A 24717-nucleotide genomic window follows, 5' to 3' on the forward strand; every position below is an offset into this window, starting at 1 on the left:
CTATTCGGGTTCACTTCAACATGAAGAGGTTTTTACTTTTTTCTACTCATATGCTCCAAAAATGGAAGGATGAGTAGAAACAATAGTTTTATTATAAGCGTGTAATAAGGTGGCTCGTTAAGAGAATAACATTTGAAAGAATCGTTATTTTAACTTAGTAATAGTATGGTTGTTGACATGGTCCACCGTAACAAGGATAAGGTGCTGGCGGCGGGAAAGGTGGTGGATAAGGTGGGTAAAATGGTCGAGGGCCGAAAGCTAATGCTCCACCGAGCAATCCACCAGCAATTCCAGCTAGAAAGGGAACGCCAAAGAACGGGAAGAAGCGTGAGTCGCCTACTGGACCAATAGGTGCTGAACGGACTGGGATTGGTTGATAATATGGATACATGAACATACCTCCTTTATTGGACTCACTTGTATCATATGGTAAACGAAACGTGGATGAGCGCGTACAAGAAAGGATATGTAAGAAAATAGGCGAATTATTACGAATGTTGGAGCGTAAAAAGTGTAATTTCAGGTTTTGACATAAAACGGAATGGGACACGTGTTCTTCCGAGGCCCCGATTGACATAGAGAACTAAATCCTGAATCGTATAGAAGCCTTCAATATAGTCTTTGGCGAGTGCTGGTGTAATAATAGCTCCTAAAAAAGGGATTTGTACTTGTCCGCCATGGCTATGACCAGAAAGTTGCAAGTCGATTGGATATTTGGAAATTTGTGGCGCGATATCTGGCTCGTGAACAAGAACGATGTTATAAGTATTTCGCTGTGCATGTTGCAATGTTTGCTCTATTTTTGGTTTGCCTAATAGTATATCATCGAGACCGAAAATAGAAATTTCACTATTATCCATTAGACGGATTCTTTTTTCACTATTTAGCAATAGTTCAAATCCAGATTCACGCATGATGTGCTCATAGTATTCAGTTCCATATCCACCGTGATCATGGTTACCATAAATAGCGAATTTACCGAAGGGGGCTTGTATATTTTTTAAAATGGATGCAACGAAAGGAGTGTCAGTATACGTTTGGTAATTATCAATGAGATCTCCAGTAAAAAGGACAATATCTGGATTTACAGCATTAATTTTAGAAACAACTTGAGATAAATGTTGAAGCGAGAAATAGTATCCGAGATGTAAATCGCTGAATTGAAGAATTTTCATACCATGAAAACTTTTTGGGATGAGTTGTGATTTTAATGTGTGTTGTGTAAAAGAAATGAAATGGGGCTCTATATATTTAGCATAGTAGTATCCGATGCTACTGGTTATAAATGAATAGAGACAAGTACGCATACCAATTTTTAAAAAATTTCTTCTTGTAATGTGCTTCATAAAAATATGAGTATACCTCAATGTTTTTATTCTATTTATAGGATACTCAAATCTCCTTTCAGTTTATTTAAAATATATTTTACATAATAAAAAAGTAGTATAGATTACGAAAAAAATGAATAAAAAGAAAGTTCTTTACATTAAAATATCAGAAAAGTTTAAAAATATAAAGATTTCTATTAAATAAAATGATAAAATGAATGTGTATTCATTTTTGGGAGGGGATGTATGTGAAAGAAAAGGTAGTTATTATAACAGGTGGATCGAGCGGAATGGGAAAAGGAATGGCGACTCGTTTTGCAAAAGAAGGGGCACGAGTAGTTATTACAGGACGTACAAAAGAAAAATTAGAGGAAACAAAGTTAGAAATTGAACAATTTCCAGGGCAAGTATTACCTGTACAAATGGATGTGAGAAATACTGAGGACATTCAGAAAATGATTGAACAGATCGATGAGAAATTTGGGCGAATTGATATTTTAATAAATAATGCAGCTGGAAACTTTATTTGTCCAGCAGAAGATTTATCTGTAAATGGCTGGAATTCGGTAATTAATATTGTGTTAAATGGTACATTTTATTGTAGTCAAGCTGTCGGGAAATATTGGATTGAGAAAGGTATAAAAGGAAATATCGTTAACATGGTAGCAACATATGCATGGGATGCAGGTCCGGGAGTTATTCATTCGGCTGCAGCGAAAGCGGGCGTATTAGCGATGACGAAGACGCTTGCTGTTGAGTGGGGACGTAAATATGGAATACGAGTTAACGCCATCGCACCAGGACCAATTGAACGTACGGGTGGTGCGGATAAATTATGGATTTCGGAAGAAATGGCTAAGCGTACGATACAAAGTGTTCCGCTTGGAAGACTGGGTACGCCAGAAGAAATCGCAGGTCTAGCCTATTATTTATGTTCAGATGAAGCTGCGTACATAAATGGAACTTGCATGACAATGGATGGAGGGCAACATTTACATCAATATCCATTTTAAAAGGGATAAAAAATGAATGTTAGATTCATTTTTTTACGGTTAAATGTGACGGAATTGTGACATATGAAAGAAAAGTGTTTACAAGAGGTCATATATACGGTATATTTAAGACCTCTTTTTTCTTCATAGTAGAATTGCTAATTCCCCTTAGCATTTTACCCCTCTAATCCCTTCAGGAAAACTGAAGGGATTTTTTATTATTTTTCCGTAAATATCATGTTATAATTTTTGAAAAGTAAAGGGAGGGAAGCACGTTGATAGATGCATTAGATGTAATGAGTAACTTGGATAAAGTCCTTCCTTATTATCAAGCTATTTTTAGTGCTGATGAGCATACTGTAATTGGATATGAAGTAGTAGGACGTATTCAAACAGAAGAGGGCATGCAAAGTTTAGCTTCTTTCTTTCACGATGATTCAATTCCAAGTGAATTTCAACTGGAAGCGGATAACATTATAGTAGAAAAAGCTTTAAATCGTTATTTAGAAAGCGATCAAAAATTATTATTATTTATACATCGGAATGCGAATGTATTAATGAATGATGACGATGAAAGTTTACTTCAACTTTTATTGAGGTATGAAGAACAAGGTTTAAATTTAAAGCATATTGTTTTAGAGATTACAGAGCATGAATGTAAAGAAGATATAGAGCAATTTAATCATTTGCTTATGTATTATCGTACATATGGTATTCAAATTTCGATTAATAAGGTCGGAACGGGTACAAGTAATTTAGAGCGTATTAGCGTGTTAGCACCTGATATTTTAAAAGTAGATTTAACGAACTTAAGACAAACTGCACTTTTACAATCTTATCAAGATATTTTATATTCTTTATCATTACTTGCTAGAAGAATTGGTGCAACATTGTTATATGAAGAAATAGATGCTTTTTATCAACTGCAATATGCTTGGAAAAACGGCGGAAGATATTATCAAGGTAATTATTTGAAAGAATGTTTACCTGATTTTATTGAGACGAATGTTTTGAAAGAGCGACTTGGTAATGAATGTCATCAGTTTATTCAGCATGAAAAGAAGAAGTTACAAAAAATTTATAATTTAACAGAGATGTTACGCGATCGAATTGGCGATGTTTTATCAAAACAAAAAAAGAATGAAGATATAAATGATTGGTTATTACAATTTAGTCAAAGTGTATCACAGTATAGTTTTCGCATATTTATTTGTAATGAAGATGGTTTTCAACAATCAGGGAATGTTATGAAAAAAGATGGAGAATGGATTGCGATGCCGGATTATTATATGAAGAACTGGAGTTGGCGCCCGTATTTTCTCGAGAATATCATGAAAATGCGTTTTGAGAATAAGGCAAGGCTTTCAGATTTATATGCAGATATCGAAACGGGCGAAATGGTACGAACATTTTCTTTCCCGATTGATGATGACAACTTTTTATTTATAGATTTATCTTATGAATATTTATATGAAGAAGACGTTTTATTTTAATGCACGAAGAGATTCGTGCATTTTTTGTTTGTTTTTATCATAAATTGGTAATAGTGAAAATGGTGATGAAAATGCTGTCTATCGTTGTAAAGATTTTACGAACGAAATCTGTCCTTTCTTTGCATAATCATTGTTACAATGAATACTACAAAGACAAGTTCTTTTAAAAGGAAGGTGAAAAAATGAGGAAATATGGAATATGGCTTGTTCTATTTGTATGTGTTGCCTTTCTAGTTGGTTATAGTGTTACGACTGTTTTAGGAAAAGAGGAAGTGGAAGTCGATCGGAAAGAAGTATTTACAACGATACAAAAAGGCTATGAAACACAGTTTTCAATTCGTGGGAAGCATTTGCCGATGAATAAGATGATAGAGACGTTATCACCGTATTTTACAGATAATTTCCTTCAAGTATTTACAGATGAAAATAGCAGAAGTGATAAACAAAGTGGTGAATATTTACTTCCGGCAAAAGAAGCGCCGTTTTCTTTTAATTCAGAAACGAAAATGTCGTATGATGAAGAACATAAAAATCTATATGTATATGAGCGGACAAAAAGTGGACAATATCAAATTGTAACTTTGAAAAGGGATCAAGATAAATGGAAATTAGCAGGATATCATGAAAGCCAGGAACTTTTAACTGAAATAAAAAGGTTGCAACAATTATAAAGTGAAACTTTAAGCAGTGGGGCATCAATTTTCCATCTAACTTCTTTGCTCCAGCCGAATCTTTAGGTGGAAGTTTTACTGCCCACAAATAGCGGGATAAGAATAGGAATAGGTATTTACCTATTCCTATTCTATATTGAGTAGCTGTTGTAACTTTTCAATTTGAAACCCTGCAACTACTTCGCCATCAATTACGACTGTTGGAGTTGAATAGGAATCATAGTCGTATAAAAGACGATTGCGAGCAGCAGCGTCTTTTTTTACGTCAAATTCTTCATATGCAACATTATTATGCTTCAAAAATGCTTTCACAATAATACATGGCGGACAATCGGGTTGTGTATAAACCTCAATTTTTTTCATCGTAATTCCTCCTTTTTTCTGTTTTTTTATTATATTCTTCCAGCATAAAAACCGCAATAAAGAAGGGGAAATATGTTCTTTCTGTTTTTTCCTTCGCATTTCGACAAATTTTTAGTTGAGTTTCTGGCCAATAACCTTTATCCTAGACTGTGGAACATTTTTTCTGTTATGACGGATAGAATGAGTATAGCTGTAAAACCTATTGGTAGGAAGATCAGAGAAAGGAGAGATTTCATGTCTCTACTCCAAGGAATTTTAACTCGACTTGTTAGTCTACAAGAACAAGCTGAAAGCGGTGAAGTAGCACAACGCTATTTTGAAGTGAACGGTGAGCGCAAATGTAGCGTGAAATTTTTCGATAAAAGTGAAATGTATGAGTTAGAAGTGTATCAACAAGGTGAAAAACCTCAAGTGTATCAATTCGATAATATCGATATGGTTGCAATTGAGATTTACGATATCATTTCTTGATACATATAAAAAAGGTACTGCCATATGGCAGTACCTTTTTTAGTTCTATTACTTTCCAGCGTAATGTATAGAAGTTTTTTATTTTTCCTACAATGGTATTAAAATGAAAATTTAATCCATGAAAGGTTGCGCACCCATGTGGATAATTAATCCCGCCAACCGGGTGAATATGTGAAGCTAAACTTCTCACAATCGTTGGATCCTGCAAATAGCAGGAGAAATATAACTAGGAGGTTATCGTATGGAACGTTTACCAGTTGTGATCTGTCCTAATTGTCAAAGTTCTTCTGAGATTATTCATGTATTAACGGCTCAATCTAATCAAAATGTAATTTATACGTGCCAAGTTTGTCACTTTGTAATTCGAAATATTGAAACGAATAAAGGGTAGGAAGTTATAATTTTAGTTTTTGTCCCATACAATGAGAATACGAAAAGTCTGTCTAATTGAAAGGACGTGACTATGTGGACGGTGCACATAAATTTTACAATGTTTCAGAGAGACATTTAAATTTTGATATGGTCTTTAACCGTATTTGTAGTTTCATTGAAAAGGATCCACGAAATTTATATCGATTATCCATTGGGACAGACTCGCAAGCACATCAAAAGGATACGCGGTTTATTACAGCAATCCATATTCATCGTGTTGGAAAAGGAGCCTGGGGTTGTTTACACCATAGATCAGTAAAAGATAAGCCAGCAACTTTACGTGAGAAAATATATTTAGAAACGCAATTTAGTCAAGAAATCGCATGTCTATTTACGCCTACTCATATACAAACAATATGGGAGTTATTGCATCCGTATGCTCAAGATGGGGCCGGATTCATAATGGAAATTCATTTAGACATTGGCAATGATGGTTTAACAAAAGAATTTATTTTAGATATGACAGCAAAAATTCGAGCGATGGGATTAACTGCAAAAATTAAGCCAGATGCTTATGCAGCGTTTAGCTATGCAAATCGATATACGAAATGATTTTTTATATGTTTACGTTTGTTACATATCTTTTAATAAAAACTGAATATTACATCTATTAAATAGGCTAAATTTTTTATATAATAAGGGTAACGATGCGAGTGTAAGGAGAGGGGTATATGCAAAGGGAAGTTGTTTTAACGAAAGAAGAAGAGAGTTTACTACTAGATATTTTATTTCAACAAAATTATGCAAGCGAAATTTTAGCTGTGGAACTTACAGATATTGAGAATGGTTTAAAACAGACAGATGTGATGCAATATAAAAAAATCACAAGGCTATTTTACAGATTAAAAAATAAAGGGTATTAAGTGCTACCGGAATGGTAGTCTTTTTTTTGTGCTGTATGCTAAAATAGCTGTGTGATTGTATTTTTATTGAAATAAATTTAGGACAAAATAATAATATGAAAACGCTGTCATAAAATGTGAATAGAGTTGTGAACATAAGCAGGAAAAAGGGAAAATGGGGGATGTAATATGATTAGTATTCCGAAAGATGAATTTCAACAAATTCTTGTGAAGGATTTAATGATTTCATCGGAAAAAGTAGCTCATGTCCAAATTGGAAATAGTTTAGAACATGCTTTACTCGTTCTTGTGAAATCTGGATATTCGGCGATACCTGTCTTAGATCCAATGTATAAATTACATGGTTTGATTAGTACTGCTATGATATTAGATGGTATGTTAGGATTAGAGCGTATTGAGTTTGAAAGACTTGATGATATGAAAGTAGAACAGGTGATGAAGGAAGATATACCTGTTCTTAAATTAGAAGATTCATTTGCAAAAGCTTTAGAAATGACAATTGATCATCCTTTTATTTGCGCTGTCAATGAAGAAGGCTATTTTGAGGGGATTTTAACACGTCGAGCTATTTTAAAATTGTTGAATAAGAAAGTAAGGCAACATAATCGATAACGTGAGAAAAGTGACTTCATAGAAACGGAGAAGTCACTTTTTTTCGTGCATATCACTTGTGTATGTATTATATTTAAAAAGACATAAAACATAAGGAAAGTTTGAGCTGGAAAATTGTATTTTCTGCATGAAAGCATTCGGTTAAATTAAGGATGAAAAGCTTATTGAAATAAGGTGTATGGAAGCTAAGGAAAGAGGGAGAAAGTTGCAAATTGATGATTTTCAAATGATGGTTGTGTTAGCTCAGGAATCAAATATGAGAAAAGCGGCGGAACGTTTATTTGTTTCTCAACCTGCGCTGAGTCAACGATTACAATCTATGGAGAAACAATGGGGAATGAAGTTTTTTGTTCGCTCGCAAAAAGGATTGACAATTACACCTGAAGGGGAAAAAGTCGCAAATTATGCCAAAGAAATGTTGCAAAGGGAAGAGGATATAAAAAGTGAGCTAGCTGTTTTTAGGACGGAAACGCATGGAACGTTAAAAATAGCTGTTGCATCAGTTATTGGTCAATATTGGCTCCCTCCTGTTTTGAAAAAATTTGTGCATAAGTATCCTTCTGTAAAGATATCGCTGTTTACTGGATGGAGCAGTGAAGTGCAAAAGCAGTTTTATGAAGGCGACGTTCATGTTGCCATACTGAGAGGATCACAAGAATATAAAGGTCAGAAGCAACAATTATTTGAAGATGAACTATATTTAGTTGATAAAGAAATAAAAGATATTTCGATGTTAAAAGAAACAAATAGACCGTTCATTCAATTTAAAAGTGACTCGACTTATTATGGACAAATACAAAATTGGTGGTATGGTTTATTTTCTAATCCACCTAAGCGAACGATTGTAGTTGACCAAATTGAAACATGCAAACAACTCGTTTTAAACGGTATAGGTTATGCTCTTTTACCTTCTACCGTTTTAAAAGAAGTACAGGAAAATATGTATAAAACACCTGTTCAACTGACGAGAGAAACATGGTTATTAACAAGTGACTCGGCAAGGCAGTTGAAGCAAGTACAAGCATTTTTAGAAATTATAGAAGAAATTCAAAGGCAAAAATAAGATTATTATCTTGCTACTCGCTCTTTCGTTTGGTAGAGTAACATTATAAATGGATTTAGGAGGCAACAAGAATGAAAATGATGGACGCTAACGAAATTATTTCGTTTATTCAAAAAAGTGAAAAGAAAACTCCTGTAAAGGTATACATAAAAGGGGATTTAAAAGAAGTAACATTCCCTGAAACAGTACAAGCATTTGTGAATAAAAAATCAGGTGTATTATTCGGAGAATGGTCTGAAATTAAGACAATTCTTGATGAAAATAATAAGCACATCGTTGACTACGTTGTAGAAAACGATCGTCGTAATTCTGCAATCCCAATGCTTGATTTAAAAGGTATTAAAGCTCGCATCGAGCCAGGTGCTATTATTCGTGACCATGTTGAAATTGGTGACAATGCTGTAATTATGATGAATGCAACAATTAACATCGGTGCTGTAATTGGTGAAGGTTCTATGATCGACATGAACGCAGTACTTGGTGGACGCGCAACAGTCGGTAAAAATTGTCACGTAGGTGCAGGTGCTGTACTTGCAGGTGTTATTGAGCCACCTTCTGCAAAACCAGTTATCGTTGAAGATGATGTAGTAATTGGTGCAAACGTAGTTGTTTTAGAGGGTGTTACAGTAGGTAAAGGTGCAGTTGTAGCAGCAGGAGCTGTTGTAACAGAAGATGTACCTCCATACACAGTTGTTGCAGGTACTCCAGCACGTGTAATTAAAGAAATTGATGAGAAGACAAAAGCAAAAACAGAAATTAAACAAGAGCTTCGTCAATTAAACCCAGAGAAATAAAAAACAAAAAAAGCGTAAGGGCGTAAATGGGCTCTTACGCTTTTTATAGATAGAGGTGCAAAAATGACAGTAAGCAAATTTGTCCAAATCCGTAGAGATTTACATAGAATCCCAGAAATCGGATTTAAGGAATGGAAAACACAACAGTATATTTTAGATTATATAGGAACACTTCCTCATGAATTTGTGGAAGTGAAGACATGGAAAACGGGTGTAATCGTTAAAGTGAATGGAAAAAATCCAGAAAAAATAATAGGTTATCGTGCAGATATAGACGGTTTACCAATTACAGAGGAAACTGGATATGAGTTTGCTTCTACTCATGAAGGAATGATGCATGCATGTGGCCATGATGTACATACAACAATCGGTTTAGGCCTTCTAACGAAAGCTGTGAGCGAAAGAATAGATGATGACCTTGTATTCCTATTCCAGCCAGCAGAAGAAGGGCCAGGCGGTGCTCTTCCTATGTTAGAAAGTGAAGAGTTAAAAGGATGGAAACCAAATATAATTCTTGGTCTTCATATTGCACCAGAATACGCTGTAGGGACAATTGCGACGAAAGAAGGACTGTTATTTGCCAATACTTCAGAATTATATATTGATTTAAAAGGGAAAGGTGGCCATGCTGCCTACCCACATACTGCAAATGACATGATTGTTGCAGCGAGTCATCTTGTTACACAGCTTCAATCTGTTATTAGTCGCAATGTAAATCCTCTTGATAGTGCGGTAATTACAATAGGTAAAATTACAGGTGGTACGGTTCAAAATATTATTGCAGAAAAATCTCGTTTAGAAGGAACGATTCGCACATTATCAGTGGAATCAATGAAGCGTGTGAAAAGTAGAATTGAGGCAATTGTTGCAGGTATCGAAGCTTCCTTCCAGTGTAAGGCGGTTATAGATTACGGAGCAATGTATCACCAAGTATATAATCACGAAGAGTTAACGAGAGAATTTATGCAATTTGTACATGAACAAACTAATATGAATGTCATTACATGTACTGAGGCAATGACAGGTGAAGATTTTGGCTATATGCTTCGAGAGATCCCTGGATTTATGTTTTGGCTTGGAGTAAATTCAGAATATGGTTTACATCATGCGAAATTAAAACCAGACGAAGAAGTGATTGAAAAGGCAATTGTATTTTTAGATCAATATGTAAAGTGGAAAGGGACTAGAAAATAAAACTTCCGCTTTCTTGAAGGTTCCAAAAAACTTTTGTTCTGAGGTGTAAGTAACGCTCGTATAGGTTGATTTTAGACATTTGCATACAAATAGAATGAAGTTAAGTGGACTGTTTTGATAATGAGCAGGGTTTTTTTAGCCACTGCTCATTATTAATTATTTGACTAACTTATATATGTTTACTTTTAGTATGAAAAGTGTGTAAAATCAATGTGAAACATAGAAAAAAGGGTGGGGAATTACGTGCAAATTAGCAGTGCAATTTTATGTTTCGTCTTATATGCGTATGTTATTATTGCGGCGGTGTATTTTGGGATAAGTTTTTACGCCTATCGTCTAGTAGATAATAATGAATATGACGAAACATACAAATGGGTGAAGAGATATTTATCACCTGTACTAGAAATTATGAATGGGTTTGTACTCTTTTTATTTATTGGATTAATTGCTTTCTCAACGAGTTTAGTAGGGAATAAAACTACGTTATTTGTATTGGGTATCATTATTTTTATGCTGTTAGGAATAAGGATTGGTAATACGGTCTTTTGGAATGAAAGAAAAGTAGATGGTTGGACGGGAATGTTAATTCCGTGTATGTTAGCTGCAATCGTGACAAATATAGAACATGAATATTATCAATTGCATTTTTGGCTCATTATCGTTTTAACGATTCTTTCTGTTTTGTATATAAGTACAGTAGTACTAACATACATTGCACATGAAAAAGGAGATGTTAAAGGCACTCGTTTCTTTAGAGGACGGGCATTATTTTGGAGTGTGCCGACGATGGCAGTCATCGCGCTTATTGCGATATTAGTAAATGGATATCAATTTTCTAATTGGCAACTATTTTTAGAAAATTGGTGGATTTTCATCTTTTCGTTTATTGCTTTTTTAGGTGCAACGCATTATTTGTTCCATCAACATCATTACATATGGGCGCTGTTATTGGCATTTACGCAGCTTCTATTTGCTTTTTTTGGTCAAGAAACATTATTATTCGTTTTTGAAACATTTAGTTCATTTGGAAATATATTTGTATTTGCTATGTTACTTGTTGGTATCGCTTTTTACTTGCAACAATATTTTTATATACAAAAACAAAAATAAGAGATATTTACAGTTTTTGTGACGCATATAAAGTGTGTTACACTGAAAATACATAGTACTTGAAGTTATTGGAGGAATTCCTGTGGGTGAGAAAGAAAAAGAATTTGCTGTCATTGGGCTTGGTCGCTTTGGTGGAAGCATTTGCCGAGAACTAGCTCAATTAGGCATGGAAGTAATGGCAATCGATTCAGATGAGGATAAAATTAATGAATTTGCAAATATAGCTTCGCATGCTGTAATTGCAGATTCAACAGATGAGATGGTATTAAAAAGCCTTGGTATTCGAAATTTTGATCACGTAGTCGTTGCTATTGGAGATAATTTAAATTCAAGTATTTTAACGACTTTGATTTTGAAAGAGTTGGGTGTAAAAAATATTACTGTAAAAGCTCAAAATGATTACCATGAAAAAGTGTTAAGTAAAATAGGTGCAGATCATATTGTGCATCCAGAACGTGATATGGGAAAAAGGATTGCTAATAATATTGCATCAAGCAATGTGTTAGACTACCTTGAGCTTTCAGATGAGCATAGTATTGTAGAGATTATTGCGAATAAAAAAATTGATGGGCATTCTTTAATCGAATTAGATATTCGTGCGAAGTTTGGATTGAATATTGTAGCAATTAAACGAGGTAAAGAAGTTATCGTATCCCCTCGAGCTACGGAGAATATTCAAGCAGGAGATATATTAATTGTTATTGGTCATGACGATGAAGTGGATCGCTTTAAACACTTTTTAAGATAAGAGAGAAAAAAGGACAATGCCTTCATGGCATTGTCCTTTTTCTTATATTTCCATAATGATTGGTAAAATCATTGGACGACGTTTCGTTTTCTCATATAGGAATGGAGCTAATGTGTCAGTAATTTCATTTTTAATTTCAGACCATTGTGTTGTTTTGCGCTCCATTACTTTTTCTAAATGAGTTGTAATTAATGTTTGTGCATCATTGATTAAATCACTGCTTTCACGCATGTAAACGAAACCGCGTGAGATGATATCAGGACCTGCTGCAACTTTAAACTCTTTCATATCAATGCTTACAACTACAATAACAAGTCCTTCTTCAGAAAGGATACGACGATCGCGTAATACGATATTTCCAATATCTCCAATACCGTTTCCGTCGATATAGACAGATCCAGATGGTATTTTACCAGCTACACTTGCTTCATCTGAACGTAGAGCAAGAACATCTCCATTATCCATGATGAAACAGTTCTCTTCTGGGATACCACAATCATTCGCTAATTTCATATGCATACGTTGCATACGATATTCACCATGAATTGGCATGAAATACTTCGGTTTAATTAGGCGTAGCATTAGTTTTTGCTCTTCTTGTCCGCCATGTCCACTCGTATGAATGTTCGACAGCTTACCATGGATTACGTCAGCACCAGCACGATACAACATGTTGATTGTACGGCTTACACTAATTGTATTACCAGGGATTGGTGAAGAAGAGAAAACAACTGTGTCGCCAGGAATGATTTGAATTTGACGATGTGTACCATTAGCAATACGTGAAAGTGCTGCCATCGGTTCACCTTGACTACCTGTACATAAAATAACAACTTTATTAGCTGGTAAGCGGTTTAGTTGAGATGAATCTATGAATGTATCCTTCGGACAGCGAATATAACCAAGGTTTTGTCCGATTTCAATTGCTGCTTCCATACTTCGACCAAACACAGCTACTTTACGGTTGTTTTCAACAGCAGCTTCAACAACTTGTTGTAAGCGGTGAATATTTGATGCAAAGGTTGCGAATATAATCCGTCCGTCTACTTTACGGAAAATGTCTTGAATGCTATCACCAACGCGACGCTCAGACATAGTAAAGTTTGGAACTTCACTGTTCGTACTATCAGATAATAGACATAATACGCCATCTTTACCGATTTCAGCCATTTTCGTTAAATCAGCTGGTTCACCAACTGGTGTGAAATCAAATTTGAAATCACCTGTATGAACAACTTGACCTTGAGGTGTTTTCACAACAACGCCGTACGAATCTGGAATACTGTGAGTTGTACGGAAGAAGGATACAGACGTTTTTTTGAATTTAATAACGTCATCTTCTTGAATTTCGTAAAGTTTTGCTTTACGAAGTAAGCCGTGTTCTTCTAATTTATTTTTGATGAGTGCAATTGCTAATTTTCCGCCGTAAATCGGAATGTTTACTTGACGTAATAGGTAAGGGATTCCGCCAATATGATCTTCGTGACCATGTGTAATGAATAACCCTTTAATTTTATCTTCGTTTCGCACAAAATAAGTGTAATCTGGTATTACATAATCGATTCCGAGGAGTTCGTCTTCTGGAAACTTAATTCCAGCGTCAATTATAATAATTTCATCTTGAAATTGAACAGCATATGTATTTTTACCGATTTCACCAAGTCCACCTAAAGCAAAAACGGCAGCCTGATCATTCTTTAGAAATTTCATATGACTATACAATCTCCGCTAATATTAAATCAGCGTTTTGTTGTTCATATTCAAGATGGGCGCCAGTAACAGACTGAACAAACTCAATATTATATGCGAACTTATTTAATTTTTTACGAACATCCTTTTCAGACGTAGCCTCTAAATATAAAACTTTTGTATTTTCACGTACCGGAACCTCAGTTAATTTTTCTTGATAAAATACTTTAAAAATCATTTGGAAAACCTCTCCTTGTCTATGTTTTGCATTATCTGTTACTTATTATAAAGCAAACAGTCACGATTTTCATGTTTTTTCGAATGAGAATGAAGAAAAAGCCCGAAATGGGCACAATTTAAGCGATTGTCTTTTTACGGACTAGATCGTTTAAATAACGCTTGAGCTTTTTCTTCAGCTTCTTCAGCATGATTACTCCTTCCTTTCCTTATTTTAAACATGCATATTACTAGTGAAAACTCTATCTCTGATATGAGAGATAGGACAAAAGTGAATGGTGAATCTTGTCCTTTCCCATACAGTGAAAGTTATTCTATAGTAACGATTAGTAGCCGTTAGTTATAGGTATAGTATGAGAAAGAATGGAAAAGAAAATTCATCCGAACAAGTATCCACATGTTTTACTAATATATATATGCAAAGTTTATAAATAAGGTCAGAAAGGGAACGCTTTCTTCACAGATGTTTAATATGTTATACTTTTTTTTAGAATTTGAAAAGTGATATTCAAAATAGGAATATAGAGTGCCAGAAAGGATTTTGACAAATGAATGATAAAATTGTCTTTTTTGATATTGATGGAACATTATTAGATCATGATAAAAAAATTCCGCAATCTACACGAGATGCAGTAAAACATTTACAAGAAAAAGGTGTACACGTAGCAATTGCGACAGGGCGCGCGCCATTTATGTTCGAAGATATTCGTAAGGAACTCAATATACATAATTATGTTAGTTTTAATGGGCAATATGTTGTCTTTGAAGATGAGGTAATATTTAATAATCCGTTACATCCAGATGCTTTACATAAATTTACTCAGTTTGCAAAACAAGAAGGATATCCACTTGTATATCTTGACCATCAAGATATGAGAGCATCAGTGGAATATCATGATTATGTGAAAGAAGGTTTTGGAAGCTTAAACTTTGAGCATCCAACATATGAGCCTAATTTTTATGAGGAACGTAATATTTATCAAACACTACTTTTTTGTGAAGTAAATGAAGAGGAAAAGTTTATTAATCATTATCCAGATTTTCATTTTATTCGCTGGCATGCATATTCAATGGATATCATTCCGAATGGTGGTTCTAAGGCAAAAGGAATTGAGAAATACATTGAAAAGTTAGGTTTTAATCGTGATCAAGTGTATGCATTTGGAGATGGCTTAAATGATTTAGAAATGATTGAAGCTGTTGGCACAGGTATTGTGATGGGAAATGGCCATGAAGACTTGAAAAAACTTGCAAATCATGTGACAAAGGATGTTAGTGAAGACGGTATATACCATGGACTAAAGTGGGCTGGATTGCTGTAAGTGAATATGGAACCCATTTCATAATAAAAAGGCGGAAGATTAACTTCCGCCTTTTTATCCCGCATTAACGTGCAGTAAGACCCCCACCTCAAAATTCAGCGAAGGCAAAGAAGTTAGGTGGGGATCAACTGCCCGTAAAAGCCCGATTGGTGAGGGCTAATAATCAGTGGGGATGAACACCCCCCACTGATTAAAGTTTCACTTTATCATTATCGCTCTAGAGGTTTGGAATCATCAGGAGCGGCAAATGGATTTTCTTTATTAATATGGTCATAGAACATAACGCCATTTAAATGGTCAATCTCGTGCTGGAATACGATTGCTGGTAAACCTTTTAAACGTAATTTTACTTCTTCTCCGTTAATAGATGTTGCTTTTACTGTAATTCTTGTATAACGGGGAACATAACCAGGTACTTCGCGGTCTACAGATAGACAGCCTTCACCGCCCTGTAAATATGTACGTTCAACAGAATGGCTAATGATTTTTGGATTGAATAATGCATGGCTATATAATGTACCGTCCGCATCGGTTACATGAACTGCAATCATTTTTTTTGAAACACCGATTTGCGGAGCAGCTAATCCGATTCCAGGTCGTAAACTATATTTTTCAGCCATTTCAGGATCTTGGCTATTTATTACAAATTCAATCATTTCTTTTAAGGTAGTTGTATCTTCTTCGCTTGCCGGTAATGACACCTCTTCTGCAACGTTGCGCAAAATAGAATCTCCTTCGCGAATAACATCTTTCATTGTAAGCATATGTAATCTCTCCTTTCCTCTTTAGTCTACCAAAGGAGATGGAAAAAGTCATCGGCAAGAAAGGGAAGGCATTTTGGAAATCGTTCTATTATAGAGTAGTTATGTATGTGATAAACAGAAAAAGACGGCAAAGCCGTCTTTTTCTTTCCATAGTTGTTTGTTTTACATTAGCGAATGCAAGCAGCACCAACGATAATTAAAAGAATAAACAACACAACGATTAAGGCGAAGCCGCGTCCAGACCCGCCACAAGAACCGCCATAACCGTAGGAAGGATATGAACAAGTTGGATAGCAATATGAGTATCCGTACATGAGATGACCTCCTTTATCATTTCCCGCTAATATTGCGGTTACTATAATGTATGGAAGAGAGGGTAGAAATGTATAGGTATTTACCTAAAAAAGGAAGAGTAGTTTGTATATTTTTGTTACGAAGAGAGAAAAACTAAAGAGAATTAAATCGTTTACATATTATTCTAAGAGAAAAAATAAGTGAAAAAGGGAATAATATAACAGTAGGTCAATGCTTACTAATACAGATGTAAAAAATAAAAACACGTTTGTGTAGTAGAAACCTGCATATTATTTATAAAAAAACGTATTCAAAGTAATTGACATCGTAATTAGAATAGTTGTAAACTAAAAAACGTGATCAAGATTGTATTAATATGTTTCTGAAAAAACATTAGTACAGATTGTTAGGTACACAAAATTATTCTCAACCGACAGACAAACATGTTGGTTTACATCGTTGCGCTTTTTAAACTGGAAAATAGCCAGTGAAAGCGTTTCAGAATATGGTTCAAGAGAGGAAGAGGTGAACGGAATGGGTACTAAAACAAAAAAGACCCTATTTAATGTTGATGAGCAAATGAAAGCTATCGCAGCTCAATTTGAAACATTACAAATTTTAAATGAAAACGGTGAAGTTGTTAATGAAGCAGCTATGCCTGAATTATCTGATGATCAATTAAAAGAATTAATGCGTCGTATGGTGTATACTCGCGTATTAGATCAACGTTCTATTTCTTTAAACCGTCAAGGACGTTTAGGTTTCTACGCACCTACAGCTGGACAAGAAGCTTCTCAATTAGCGAGTCATTTCGCACTTGAGGCAGAAGACTTCATCTTACCAGGATACCGTGATGTACCACAATTAGTATGGCACGGACTTCCATTATATCAAGCATTCTTATTCTCTCGTGGACACTTCATGGGTAACCAAATGCCTGAGAATGTAAATGCATTAGCTCCACAAATCATTATCGGTGCGCAAATCATCCAAACTGCTGGTGTTGCGTTAGGTATGAAACTACGTGGCAAAAAATCTGTTGCAATTACTTACACTGGTGACGGTGGTGCTTCACAAGGTGACTTCTACGAAGGTATGAACTTTGCAGGTGCATTCAAAGCTCCAGCAATCTTCGTTGTTCAAAACAACCGTTATGCAATCTCTACTCCAGTAGAAAAGCAATCTGCAGCTAAAACTGTAGCACAAAAAGCAGTAGCAGCAGGTATTTACGGAATTCAAGTAGACGGTATGGATCCATTAGCTGTATACGCAGCAACTGCTTTCGCTCGTGAGCGCGCAGTAAATGGCGAAGGCCCTACTTTAATCGAGACTTTAACATTCCGTTACGGTCCACATACAATGGCTGGTGATGACCCAACTCGTTACCGTACAAAAGATATCGAAAACGAATGGGAACAAAAAGATCCAATCGTACGCTTCCGTAAGTTCTTAGAAGCTAAAGGCCTATGGTCTCAAGAAGTTGAAGAGACAGTAATCGAAGAAGCAAAAGAAGATATCAAACAAGCAATTGCTAAGGCTGACCAAGCTCCAAAACAAAAAGTAACTGATTTAATGGAAATCATGTACGAAAAAATGCCTTACAACTTAGCTGAACAATATGAAATTTACAAAGAAAAGGAGTCGAAGTAAGCCATGGCTCAAATGACAATGATTCAAGCAATCACTGATGCTTTACGCGTTGAAATGAAAAATGACCCTAACGTACTTGTGTTTGGTGAAGACGTTGGTGTAAACGGCGGTGTATTCCGTGCTACTGAAGGTTTACAAGCTGAATTTGGTGAAGATCGTGTAATGGATACTCCACTTGCAGAGTCTGGTATTGGTGGACTTGCAGTTGGTCTTGCACTTGAAGGATTCCGTCCAGTTCCAGAAATCCAATTCTTCGGTTTCGTTTTTGAAGTAATGGATTCAATTTCTGGTCAATTAGCTCGTATGCGTTACCGTTCTGGTGGACGTTGGACTGCTCCAGTAACAGTTCGTTCTCCATTTGGTGGTGGTGTTCATACTCCTGAACTACATGCTGATAGCTTAGAAGGATTAGTGGCTCAACAACCTGGTCTAAAAGTTGTTATTCCATCTACTCCATACGATGCTAAAGGTCTTTTAATCTCTGCGATTCGTGACAACGATCCAGTTATCTACTTAGAGCATATGAAATTGTATCGTTCATTCCGTCAAGATGTACCAGAAGGCGAATACACAATTGATTTAGGTAAAGCTGATATCAAACGTGAAGGTACAGATGTATCTGTTATCGCTTACGGTGCTATGGTTCACGCTGCATTAAAAGCTGCTGAAGAACTTGAAAAAGAAGGTATCTCTTTAGAGGTTGTTGACTTACGTACAGTTCAACCATTAGATATCGAAACAATCATCGCTTCTGTTGAAAAAACAGGTCGCGTAGTTGTAGTTCAAGAAGCTCAAAAACAAGCTGGTATTGCAGCTAACGTTGTAGCGGAAATTAACGACCGTGCAATCTTAAACTTAGAAGCTCCAGTTGTACGTGTTGCAGCTGCTGATACAGTATTCCCATTCTCTCAAGCAGAGAGCGTTTGGTTACCAAACCACAAAGATATTGTTGAAGCTGTAAACAAAGTAATGAACTTCTAATTTTTAGTTTTTCATGTGCAAAAGAAATCAGCACATGCTGGTTTCTTTTGTACATATTCCATAATAATGAAATGAATCAGGGGGCTGAATTCCGTGGCATTTGAATTTAAACTACCAGATATCGGTGAAGGTATCCACGAAGGTGAAATCGTAAAATGGTTTATTAAACCAGGCGATGAAGTAAATGAAGACGATGTACTTCTTGAAGTACAAAATGATAAAGCAGTAGTAGAAATCCCTTCTCCTGTTAAAGGTAAAGTACTTGAAGTACTTGTAGAAGAAGGAACAGTTGCAATCGTAGGAGATACATTAATTAAATTTGATGCTCCTGGATACGAAAACCTTAAATTTAAAGGTGACGATCATGATGAAGCTCCAAAAGCTGAAGAAGCAGCAGTAGAAGCTCCAGCAGCGGAAGCTACTCCAGCAGCATCTGCAGAAGTAGTAAATGAGCGCGTTATCGCTATGCCATCTGTTCGTAAATATGCTCGTGAAAAAGGTGTAGATATTCATAAAGTAGCTGGTTCTGGTAAGAACGGTCGCGTTGTGAAAGCTGACATCGATGCATTTGCAAATGGTGGACAAACTGTAGCAGCAACTGAGGCTCCAGCAGCAGTAGAAGCTACTCCAGCAGCAGCGAAAGAAGAAGCACCAAAAGCACAACCAATTCCAGCTGGTGAATATCCAGAAACTCGTGAGAAAATGAGTGGTATCCGTAAAGCGATTGCGAAAGCAATGGTTAACTCTAAGCATACAGCTCCTCACGTAACATTAATGGATGAAGTTGATGTAACTGAGCTTGTTGCTCACCGTAAGAAGTTCAAAGCAGTAGCAGCTGACAAAGGTATTAAATTAACTTACCTTCCATACGTTGTTAAAGCTTTAACATCTGCATTACGTGAATACCCAATGTTAAACACTTCTTTAGACGATGCATCTCAAGAAGTAGTTCATAAACATTACTTCAACATCGGTATCGCAGCTGATACAGACAAAGGTCTATTAGTACCAGTTGTTAAAGATACAGATCGCAAGTCTATCTTCACTATTTCTAACGAGATCAATGATCTTGCTGGTAAAGCACGTGAAGGTCGTCTAGCTCCAACTGAAATGAAAGGTGCTTCTTGCACAATTACAAACATTGGTTCTGCAGGTGGACAATGGTTCACTCCAGTTATCAATCACCCAGAAGTAGCAATCCTTGGTATCGGCCGTATCGCTGAAAAACCAGTTGTGAAAAATGGTGAGATCGTTGCAGCTCCAGTATTAGCATTATCTCTAAGCTTTGACCATCGTTTAATTGACGGTGCAACTGCTCAAAAAGCGTTAAACCAAATTAAACGTCTATTGAATGACCCACAATTATTAGTAATGGAGGCGTAATAACAATGGTAGTAGGAGATTTCCCAATTGAATTAGATACAGTCGTTGTTGGTGCAGGTCCTGGTGGATACGTTGCGGCAATTCGTGCAGCACAATTAGGTCAAAAGGTAGCAATCATTGAAAAAGCTAACCTTGGTGGCGTATGCTTAAACGTTGGATGTATTCCTTCAAAAGCGTTAATCAATGCAGGTCATCGTTATGAGAATGCAATGCATTCTGATGACATGGGTATCACTGCAGAGAACGTAAAAGTTGACTTTACAAAAGTTCAAGAATGGAAAAACGGCGTAGTTAAGAAATTAACTGGCGGTGTTGAAGGCCTTCTTAAAGGTAACAAAGTTGAAATCATTCGCGGTGAAGCTTACTTCGTAGATGCTAACACATTACGCGTTATGACTGAAGATGCAGCTCAAACTTATACGTTTAAAAATGCTGTTCTTGCAACTGGTTCTACACCAATCGAAATTCCAGGATTCAAATACTCTAAACGTGTTATCAACTCTACAGGTGCTTTAAGCTTACCTGAAATTCCTAAAAAACTTGTTGTAATCGGCGGCGGTTACATCGGTATGGAATTAGGTACTGCATATGCTAACTTCGGTACAGAAGTTACTGTAGTAGAAGCTGGCGACGAAATCTTAGCTGGTTTCGAAAAAGCTATGAGTTCTGTTGTTAAACGTGCTCTACAGAAAAAAGGTAACGTAAATATCCATACAAAAGCTATGGCTAAAGGCGTTGAAGAAACAGAAACTGGCGTAAAAGTTAGCTTTGAAGTTAAAGGTGAAATCCAAACTGTAGAAGCAGATTACGTATTAGTAACTGTAGGTCGTCGTCCAAATACTCAAGAAATCGGTCTTGAGCAAGTTGGAGTTAAAATGACTGACCGCGGCATCATCGAAATCGATGAGCAATGTCGTACAAATGTACCAAACATCTATGCAATCGGTGATATCGTTCCTGGACCACCATTAGCTCACAAAGCTTCTTACGAAGGTAAAGTAGCTGTAGAAGCAATTAGTGGCCATGCATCAGCTATCGATTACATCGGAATTCCTGCAGTATGCTTCACTGATCCAGAATTAGCATCTGTTGGTTACACTAAGAAACAAGCTGAAGAAGCTGGAATGACTGTAACTGTATCTAAGTTCCCATTCGCTGCTAACGGTCGTGCATTATCATTAAACAGCACAGACGGTTTCCTACAACTTGTAACACGTAAAGAAGATGGTCTTCTTGTAGGTGCTCAAGTTGCAGGTGCAGGTGCTTCTGATATTATCTCTGAGATTGGTTTAGCTATTGAAGCTGGAATGACAGCTGAAGATATCGCTCAAACAATCCATGCTCACCCAACATTAGGTGAGATCACAATGGAAGCAGCTGAAGTTGCTCTTGGAATGCCAATTCACATTGTAAAATAATTTAAGTAATGTAAATAGCCCCTCTCTTACAATAAGAGAGGGGCTATTTTTATTTTCATCAAATGACTTGCAAGGTCTTTAAACGTACTTGTCGAATGAATATATAATACTTTAATAAACGGTTAAGACGTAACTTACTTCAAAGGTAATATATATCATCCTATAATATGTAATTGATTTAAACTTAACCCCATATATTAATAAAATAGAGCATGTCAAAGGAGAAGGTTCCATGAAAATATTACATGTTATATTTTATCATTTGCTACTATGGAGTGGCTTTTCTATTGTATTAACATTATCAAATGGTGATAAGTTTCATTATAAAGTTATTCTTTTTTTCGTATTCCTGTATTTAGCATATGTAATGGCATATTTTGTATTACACGTAAGGAAGCAGGCTTTATTTCTTACATGTTCGAATTGTATACTATTTTTAATCGTATTATCTATTTTTTAAATTAACGTTTATAGAAATACATTGTTCTTCCATTAAATAATTGTAACTCTCCTTCTAATTTCTTCGCTAAAAAACGGCAAAATTCATTTGCTTTCCCTTTGTCACCAAATGTGGCATTAGGTGGTAAAGAAACTTGGATAAAAGATTGTTCATTTTCTATACCAACACCAATATAAATTGAGTCATACCGATCGTGATTGGATTGAAGTTTTAATGTTGTTGTAGATGTATCTAAAATTTCATAAGGAAAAGCGGTATTTGTATAAGTATAATTAATTTGGACACCAGTTTTAGAAGTAACTGTTTTATAATAATGAAAAAGTTGTTTTATATCATCTATTGAAACAGATTGTTGATTGGATTTAGGTACAAGCGTAATAAAGGCGTGTTGCATATAAATTCCCCCTAACTTAGTAGAATATTATCATTCTACATCCTACTGAATTTTTTGACAATTAAAAGGAGTATTACTTTTTTTGTTTAATATACTAGTAAAGAAACGTGATGTAGAAAGGTGGAAACCGATGTTTGAAAAATTGTATGATGAGCATGAAAGTGTGAAGGTACGATTTTTAGGGTTTATGACACATGATACACGTTATGATTTTGGTGTTATTTATACAAATATGTTTTTTGGAAAGCCACTCATTGTTTGTATGCAAACAGGAAGATCTACTTTACTTGGACGAGATGATGTAGAGAACGTTCAATATATGCAGGAGATTTTTAAATTAGGATCAGAAGAGGAAGCTAAGGAGTTAGCTCAGTTTTTCAAATTTCTAGTTCCGTCTACTTCTTTGCATGCAGAATATGAAGAATAATTAATGTGAAACAGTCGTACTTATTAAATATGGCTGTTTTTTTATTTGAATATCGCATACTAATTAAAATTTAAAATATTTAATGTGTTATACTAAAAACCTATTGACGTAAAAAGTATAACATATTAAAATAAAGACAGAAAGTTAAGCGGTTACAAAAAGTTTTTGGGATTATAAACTTAGGGGGAAATAAAAAATGGGAACAATCGTATGTCAAGATTGTGAAGGTACAATTGCACACTTCGAGGATGAGAAAGTAACGGTACTTTACGGGAAATGTGGATCTTGCGGATGTGATCACACAGAGCATACAAAAGCCCAATAATTGATAGGAAATGGACAGCTAAAAGTTTTTAGGACCATAAACTTAGGGGGAAATGAAAAATGGGAACAATCGTATGCCAAGTATGTGAAGGAACAATCGGACATTTTGAAGATGAGAAAACGACAGTACTTTACGGAAAATGTGGAACAAATTGTGACTGTGCTAGAAAAGATAATGCGAAAGCTTAATGATAAATAAATAGATTACTATTAAAACTCAGGGGGAAATGAAAATGGGAACAATCGTATGCCAAGTATGTGAAGGAACAATCGGACATTTTGAAGATGAAAAATCAACAGTACTATACGGGAAATGTGGATCTCATTGCGAATGTGACCATAAAGACCATACAAAAGCTTAATAATAAGAAAAAGCGCCTACATCTGTAGGCGCTTTTTTAATAAATTGTAGTTGTATGACCAACTGTTGCAACAATTGCATCATCTCTAATCGGAATAAAGCTTATGGATGTCTGTGGTGTGCTAGAAGAAGCGTATTGGCTCATTATACGGCTATCGATACGGGTAATAGTATCGGTCAAGAAAGCTGAAATAAAAGCGTAAGGGACTCGTCGTTCATTTAATGCATAAATAATTTCTTCTTTTGTTCTTACACCTACGCCATGTCCGTAAAAAAAGAAATTTCCTAAATAGATTGTGTTTTCTCCTTGCCACTCAATCGTAGCGGGGTTCACTTGTGGATTTTTAAAGTAAACAAGGTCACCTGGAACAAGGTCACCACCCGTTTTTGTTATGAGCTTTAGATCTTGATCATAATCCCATGTATAAAGCAAAAGGTTTGCAAATAGACGATTGAAAGTTTCTTCCTCATACAATGATAGTAAAGCTTTATAAAAAATAATGATCATAGCGGTTGCGCATTCAGTTCCATATAGTTTTCCGTTTTTGAAAATATCTTGTATGGCAATAGAAGGTGGTATGTTTGGAAGAAGTTGAAACCCTCCAAGGGATGTTCTTTTCCAATACTGGGGGTTGCAAAAGGATTGTTGAAATGTGCGAAACTGAAATCCACTTTGAAAAAGTTCTAGTGCAGAGGTAATAATGTTAACTCGCAAATTGAGATCAAAGCTGAGTTCATCAGCTGTTCGGAAGGAATAAACTTCTTGATTTCCTGCCATTATTGATAAAATTTGTTGTTTCTCAGCTGCAAATGGCTCATATTCATTTGTGATATAAGGATGTACAATAGAACGGCCTATTACAATCATAATAGTATCCC

The 24717-nt window shown here is 35.6% G+C and carries 32 protein-coding genes; 23 read left to right on the top strand and 9 right to left on the bottom strand.

The features are described 5' to 3' along the window. Positions 1-154: 154 nt before the first annotated feature. Together COK05_RS23290 and COK05_RS23295 are read right to left on the bottom strand one after the other, a co-directional pair. The gene (locus COK05_RS23290; RefSeq protein WP_000283738.1) at positions 155-391 is read right to left on the bottom strand and encodes a hypothetical protein; all 237 of its coding nucleotides are present in this window, start codon (positions 389-391) and stop codon (positions 155-157) included. A gap of 97 nt (positions 392-488) precedes the next feature. After that, complete coding sequence (locus COK05_RS23295; protein WP_098614562.1) at positions 489-1346, bottom strand: metallophosphoesterase; 858 nt, start codon at positions 1344-1346, stop codon at positions 489-491. Between the two features lie 230 nt (positions 1347-1576). Between COK05_RS23295 and fadH the strand changes: the two genes are divergently transcribed. From fadH to COK05_RS23310, 3 genes are all read left to right on the top strand, one after another. Beyond that, entirely contained in the window at positions 1577-2341 is a 765-nt protein-coding gene (gene fadH, locus COK05_RS23300; protein ID WP_098614448.1) for a 2,4-dienoyl-CoA reductase, read from the top strand. Positions 2342-2595: 254 nt separating this feature from the next. Continuing rightward, the gene (locus tag COK05_RS23305; RefSeq protein WP_098614449.1) at positions 2596-3813 is read left to right on the top strand and encodes an EAL domain-containing protein; all 1218 of its coding nucleotides are present in this window, start codon (positions 2596-2598) and stop codon (positions 3811-3813) included. Positions 3814-3995: 182 nt separating this feature from the next. After that, positions 3996-4484 (top strand): DUF3993 domain-containing protein, encoded by a 489-nt coding sequence (locus COK05_RS23310; protein ID WP_001233804.1) that lies wholly within the window; start codon positions 3996-3998, stop codon positions 4482-4484. A 126-nt stretch (positions 4485-4610) separates the two neighbouring features. Here COK05_RS23310 and COK05_RS23315 read toward each other — a convergent pair whose 3' ends face one another. Next, positions 4611-4847: a glutaredoxin family protein gene (locus COK05_RS23315; protein WP_098614450.1), complete on the bottom strand. Its 237-nt coding sequence runs from the start codon at positions 4845-4847 to the stop codon at positions 4611-4613. A 234-nt stretch (positions 4848-5081) separates the two neighbouring features. Between COK05_RS23315 and COK05_RS23320 the strand changes: the two genes are divergently transcribed. The 10 genes from COK05_RS23320 (at position 5082) to COK05_RS23365 (ending at position 12134) form a co-directional block, all read left to right on the top strand. Next, positions 5082-5318: a YkuJ family protein gene (locus COK05_RS23320; protein WP_000055151.1), complete on the top strand. Its 237-nt coding sequence runs from the start codon at positions 5082-5084 to the stop codon at positions 5316-5318. Between the two features lie 241 nt (positions 5319-5559). After that, positions 5560-5709 carry a hypothetical protein gene (locus tag COK05_RS31425; protein WP_098614451.1) on the top strand — a complete coding sequence of 50 codons (150 nt, stop codon included), beginning with the start codon at positions 5560-5562 and terminating at the stop codon, positions 5707-5709. Between the two features lie 74 nt (positions 5710-5783). Further along, entirely contained in the window at positions 5784-6302 is a 519-nt protein-coding gene (locus tag COK05_RS23330) for a ribonuclease H-like YkuK family protein (protein WP_098614452.1), read from the top strand. Between the two features lie 119 nt (positions 6303-6421). Beyond that, positions 6422-6613, top strand: a complete 192-nt coding sequence (gene abbA / locus COK05_RS23335; protein ID WP_001188692.1) for an antirepressor AbbA — start codon at positions 6422-6424, stop codon at positions 6611-6613. A gap of 168 nt (positions 6614-6781) precedes the next feature. Beyond that, positions 6782-7225, top strand: a complete 444-nt coding sequence (gene cbpB, locus COK05_RS23340) for a cyclic-di-AMP-binding protein CbpB (RefSeq protein WP_000623581.1) — start codon at positions 6782-6784, stop codon at positions 7223-7225. A 178-nt stretch (positions 7226-7403) separates the two neighbouring features. Next, complete coding sequence (locus tag COK05_RS23345) at positions 7404-8288, top strand: LysR family transcriptional regulator (protein ID WP_098614453.1); 885 nt, start codon at positions 7404-7406, stop codon at positions 8286-8288. A 71-nt stretch (positions 8289-8359) separates the two neighbouring features. Then, positions 8360-9082, top strand: a complete 723-nt coding sequence (dapD, locus tag COK05_RS23350; RefSeq protein ID WP_000783241.1) for a 2,3,4,5-tetrahydropyridine-2,6-dicarboxylate N-acetyltransferase — start codon at positions 8360-8362, stop codon at positions 9080-9082. A gap of 63 nt (positions 9083-9145) precedes the next feature. Then, positions 9146-10276: an N-acetyldiaminopimelate deacetylase gene (locus tag COK05_RS23355; RefSeq protein ID WP_098614454.1), complete on the top strand. Its 1131-nt coding sequence runs from the start codon at positions 9146-9148 to the stop codon at positions 10274-10276. Positions 10277-10519: 243 nt separating this feature from the next. Continuing rightward, on the top strand, positions 10520-11386 hold the full coding sequence (locus COK05_RS23360) for a cytochrome C oxidase assembly protein (RefSeq protein WP_098614455.1): 867 nt from the start codon (positions 10520-10522) through the stop codon (positions 11384-11386). 82 nt (positions 11387-11468) lie between these two features. After that, positions 11469-12134 carry a potassium channel family protein gene (locus COK05_RS23365; RefSeq protein ID WP_000504032.1) on the top strand — a complete coding sequence of 222 codons (666 nt, stop codon included), beginning with the start codon at positions 11469-11471 and terminating at the stop codon, positions 12132-12134. Between the two features lie 42 nt (positions 12135-12176). Here COK05_RS23365 and rnjA read toward each other — a convergent pair whose 3' ends face one another. Together rnjA and COK05_RS23375 are read right to left on the bottom strand one after the other, a co-directional pair. After that, on the bottom strand, positions 12177-13844 hold the full coding sequence (gene rnjA, locus COK05_RS23370; protein WP_098614456.1) for a ribonuclease J1: 1668 nt from the start codon (positions 13842-13844) through the stop codon (positions 12177-12179). 4 nt (positions 13845-13848) lie between these two features. Further along, positions 13849-14061 (bottom strand): DNA-dependent RNA polymerase subunit epsilon, encoded by a 213-nt coding sequence (locus COK05_RS23375; RefSeq protein WP_098614457.1) that lies wholly within the window; start codon positions 14059-14061, stop codon positions 13849-13851. Between the two features lie 547 nt (positions 14062-14608). On the opposite strand from COK05_RS23375, the gene COK05_RS23385 reads away from it, so the two are divergent. Then, positions 14609-15382, top strand: coding sequence for a Cof-type HAD-IIB family hydrolase (locus COK05_RS23385; RefSeq protein ID WP_098614458.1), 774 nt, complete (start codon positions 14609-14611; stop codon positions 15380-15382). A 209-nt stretch (positions 15383-15591) separates the two neighbouring features. Here the strand turns inward: COK05_RS23385 and def are convergent, their stop codons facing one another. Both def and COK05_RS23395 read right to left on the bottom strand, forming a co-directional pair. Next, positions 15592-16146 carry a peptide deformylase gene (gene def / locus COK05_RS23390; protein ID WP_098614459.1) on the bottom strand — a complete coding sequence of 185 codons (555 nt, stop codon included), beginning with the start codon at positions 16144-16146 and terminating at the stop codon, positions 15592-15594. A gap of 167 nt (positions 16147-16313) precedes the next feature. Continuing rightward, on the bottom strand, positions 16314-16460 hold the full coding sequence (locus tag COK05_RS23395; protein ID WP_000274562.1) for a YjcZ family sporulation protein: 147 nt from the start codon (positions 16458-16460) through the stop codon (positions 16314-16316). Positions 16461-16974: 514 nt separating this feature from the next. On the opposite strand from COK05_RS23395, the gene pdhA reads away from it, so the two are divergent. The 5 genes from pdhA to COK05_RS23420 all read left to right on the top strand — a co-directional run bounded on the left by pdhA (position 16975) and on the right by COK05_RS23420 (position 22332). Continuing rightward, complete coding sequence (gene pdhA / locus COK05_RS23400) at positions 16975-18090, top strand: pyruvate dehydrogenase E1 component subunit alpha (protein ID WP_000536895.1); 1116 nt, start codon at positions 16975-16977, stop codon at positions 18088-18090. Positions 18091-18093: 3 nt separating this feature from the next. Continuing rightward, positions 18094-19071, top strand: a complete 978-nt coding sequence (pdhB, locus tag COK05_RS23405) for a pyruvate dehydrogenase complex E1 component subunit beta (RefSeq protein WP_000068163.1) — start codon at positions 18094-18096, stop codon at positions 19069-19071. Positions 19072-19164: 93 nt separating this feature from the next. Then, positions 19165-20454, top strand: coding sequence for a pyruvate dehydrogenase complex dihydrolipoyllysine-residue acetyltransferase (gene pdhC / locus COK05_RS23410; protein ID WP_098614460.1), 1290 nt, complete (start codon positions 19165-19167; stop codon positions 20452-20454). Between the two features lie 5 nt (positions 20455-20459). Continuing rightward, entirely contained in the window at positions 20460-21872 is a 1413-nt protein-coding gene (gene lpdA / locus COK05_RS23415) for a dihydrolipoyl dehydrogenase (protein WP_000260104.1), read from the top strand. A gap of 232 nt (positions 21873-22104) precedes the next feature. Next, a complete protein-coding gene (locus COK05_RS23420) occupies positions 22105-22332 on the top strand; it encodes a hypothetical protein (protein WP_098614461.1) in 228 nt (75 codons plus the stop codon). A 1-nt stretch (position 22333) separates the two neighbouring features. Here COK05_RS23420 and COK05_RS23425 read toward each other — a convergent pair whose 3' ends face one another. Then, positions 22334-22726: a DUF1885 family protein gene (locus tag COK05_RS23425; RefSeq protein WP_098614462.1), complete on the bottom strand. Its 393-nt coding sequence runs from the start codon at positions 22724-22726 to the stop codon at positions 22334-22336. Between the two features lie 130 nt (positions 22727-22856). Between COK05_RS23425 and COK05_RS23430 the strand changes: the two genes are divergently transcribed. The 4 genes from COK05_RS23430 to COK05_RS23445 all read left to right on the top strand — a co-directional run bounded on the left by COK05_RS23430 (position 22857) and on the right by COK05_RS23445 (position 23839). After that, positions 22857-23153, top strand: a complete 297-nt coding sequence (locus tag COK05_RS23430; RefSeq protein ID WP_098614563.1) for a DUF3055 domain-containing protein — start codon at positions 22857-22859, stop codon at positions 23151-23153. Positions 23154-23349: 196 nt separating this feature from the next. Next, positions 23350-23478, top strand: coding sequence for a GapA-binding peptide SR1P (locus tag COK05_RS23435; protein WP_000536778.1), 129 nt, complete (start codon positions 23350-23352; stop codon positions 23476-23478). Positions 23479-23537: 59 nt separating this feature from the next. After that, entirely contained in the window at positions 23538-23666 is a 129-nt protein-coding gene (locus tag COK05_RS23440) for a GapA-binding peptide SR1P (RefSeq protein WP_000536803.1), read from the top strand. Between the two features lie 44 nt (positions 23667-23710). Beyond that, entirely contained in the window at positions 23711-23839 is a 129-nt protein-coding gene (locus COK05_RS23445; protein WP_098614463.1) for a GapA-binding peptide SR1P, read from the top strand. 36 nt (positions 23840-23875) lie between these two features. On the opposite strand, the gene COK05_RS23450 is transcribed toward COK05_RS23445, so the two are convergent. Further along, entirely contained in the window at positions 23876-24706 is an 831-nt protein-coding gene (locus COK05_RS23450) for a protein-glutamine gamma-glutamyltransferase (protein WP_098614464.1), read from the bottom strand. Positions 24707-24717 lie beyond the last annotated feature (11 nt).

Source organism: Bacillus cereus (assembly GCF_002567495.1).
GTDB lineage: Bacteria > Bacillota > Bacilli > Bacillales > Bacillaceae_G > Bacillus_A > Bacillus_A cereus_AQ.

Bases quoted from the DNA above. Each gene is read 5' to 3' on its own strand.
- COK05_RS23290 (WP_000283738.1), bottom strand. From the start codon at position 391: ATGTATCCATATTATCAACCAATCCCAGTCCGTTCAGCACCTATTGGT.
- COK05_RS23295 (WP_098614562.1), bottom strand. From the start codon at position 1,346: ATGAAGCACATTACAAGAAGAAATTTTTTAAAAATTGGTATGCGTACT.
- COK05_RS23310 (WP_001233804.1), top strand. From the start codon at position 3,996: ATGAGGAAATATGGAATATGGCTTGTTCTATTTGTATGTGTTGCCTTT.
- COK05_RS23315 (WP_098614450.1), bottom strand. From the start codon at position 4,847: ATGAAAAAAATTGAGGTTTATACACAACCCGATTGTCCGCCATGTATT.
- COK05_RS23320 (WP_000055151.1), top strand. From the start codon at position 5,082: ATGTCTCTACTCCAAGGAATTTTAACTCGACTTGTTAGTCTACAAGAA.
- COK05_RS31425 (WP_098614451.1), top strand. From the start codon at position 5,560: ATGGAACGTTTACCAGTTGTGATCTGTCCTAATTGTCAAAGTTCTTCT.
- abbA (WP_001188692.1), top strand. From the start codon at position 6,422: ATGCAAAGGGAAGTTGTTTTAACGAAAGAAGAAGAGAGTTTACTACTA.
- cbpB (WP_000623581.1), top strand. From the start codon at position 6,782: ATGATTAGTATTCCGAAAGATGAATTTCAACAAATTCTTGTGAAGGAT.
- COK05_RS23345 (WP_098614453.1), top strand. From the start codon at position 7,404: ATGGAAGCTAAGGAAAGAGGGAGAAAGTTGCAAATTGATGATTTTCAA.
- dapD (WP_000783241.1), top strand. From the start codon at position 8,360: ATGAAAATGATGGACGCTAACGAAATTATTTCGTTTATTCAAAAAAGT.
- COK05_RS23355 (WP_098614454.1), top strand. From the start codon at position 9,146: ATGACAGTAAGCAAATTTGTCCAAATCCGTAGAGATTTACATAGAATC.
- rnjA (WP_098614456.1), bottom strand. From the start codon at position 13,844: ATGAAATTTCTAAAGAATGATCAGGCTGCCGTTTTTGCTTTAGGTGGA.
- COK05_RS23375 (WP_098614457.1), bottom strand. From the start codon at position 14,061: ATGATTTTTAAAGTATTTTATCAAGAAAAATTAACTGAGGTTCCGGTA.
- COK05_RS23385 (WP_098614458.1), top strand. From the start codon at position 14,609: ATGAATGATAAAATTGTCTTTTTTGATATTGATGGAACATTATTAGAT.
- def (WP_098614459.1), bottom strand. From the start codon at position 16,146: ATGCTTACAATGAAAGATGTTATTCGCGAAGGAGATTCTATTTTGCGC.
- COK05_RS23395 (WP_000274562.1), bottom strand. From the start codon at position 16,460: ATGTACGGATACTCATATTGCTATCCAACTTGTTCATATCCTTCCTAC.
- pdhA (WP_000536895.1), top strand. From the start codon at position 16,975: ATGGGTACTAAAACAAAAAAGACCCTATTTAATGTTGATGAGCAAATG.
- pdhB (WP_000068163.1), top strand. From the start codon at position 18,094: ATGGCTCAAATGACAATGATTCAAGCAATCACTGATGCTTTACGCGTT.
- lpdA (WP_000260104.1), top strand. From the start codon at position 20,460: ATGGTAGTAGGAGATTTCCCAATTGAATTAGATACAGTCGTTGTTGGT.
- COK05_RS23420 (WP_098614461.1), top strand. From the start codon at position 22,105: ATGAAAATATTACATGTTATATTTTATCATTTGCTACTATGGAGTGGC.
- COK05_RS23425 (WP_098614462.1), bottom strand. From the start codon at position 22,726: ATGCAACACGCCTTTATTACGCTTGTACCTAAATCCAATCAACAATCT.
- COK05_RS23430 (WP_098614563.1), top strand. From the start codon at position 22,857: ATGTTTGAAAAATTGTATGATGAGCATGAAAGTGTGAAGGTACGATTT.
- COK05_RS23435 (WP_000536778.1), top strand. From the start codon at position 23,350: ATGGGAACAATCGTATGTCAAGATTGTGAAGGTACAATTGCACACTTC.
- COK05_RS23440 (WP_000536803.1), top strand. From the start codon at position 23,538: ATGGGAACAATCGTATGCCAAGTATGTGAAGGAACAATCGGACATTTT.
- COK05_RS23445 (WP_098614463.1), top strand. From the start codon at position 23,711: ATGGGAACAATCGTATGCCAAGTATGTGAAGGAACAATCGGACATTTT.
- COK05_RS23450 (WP_098614464.1), bottom strand. From the start codon at position 24,706: ATGATTGTAATAGGCCGTTCTATTGTACATCCTTATATCACAAATGAA.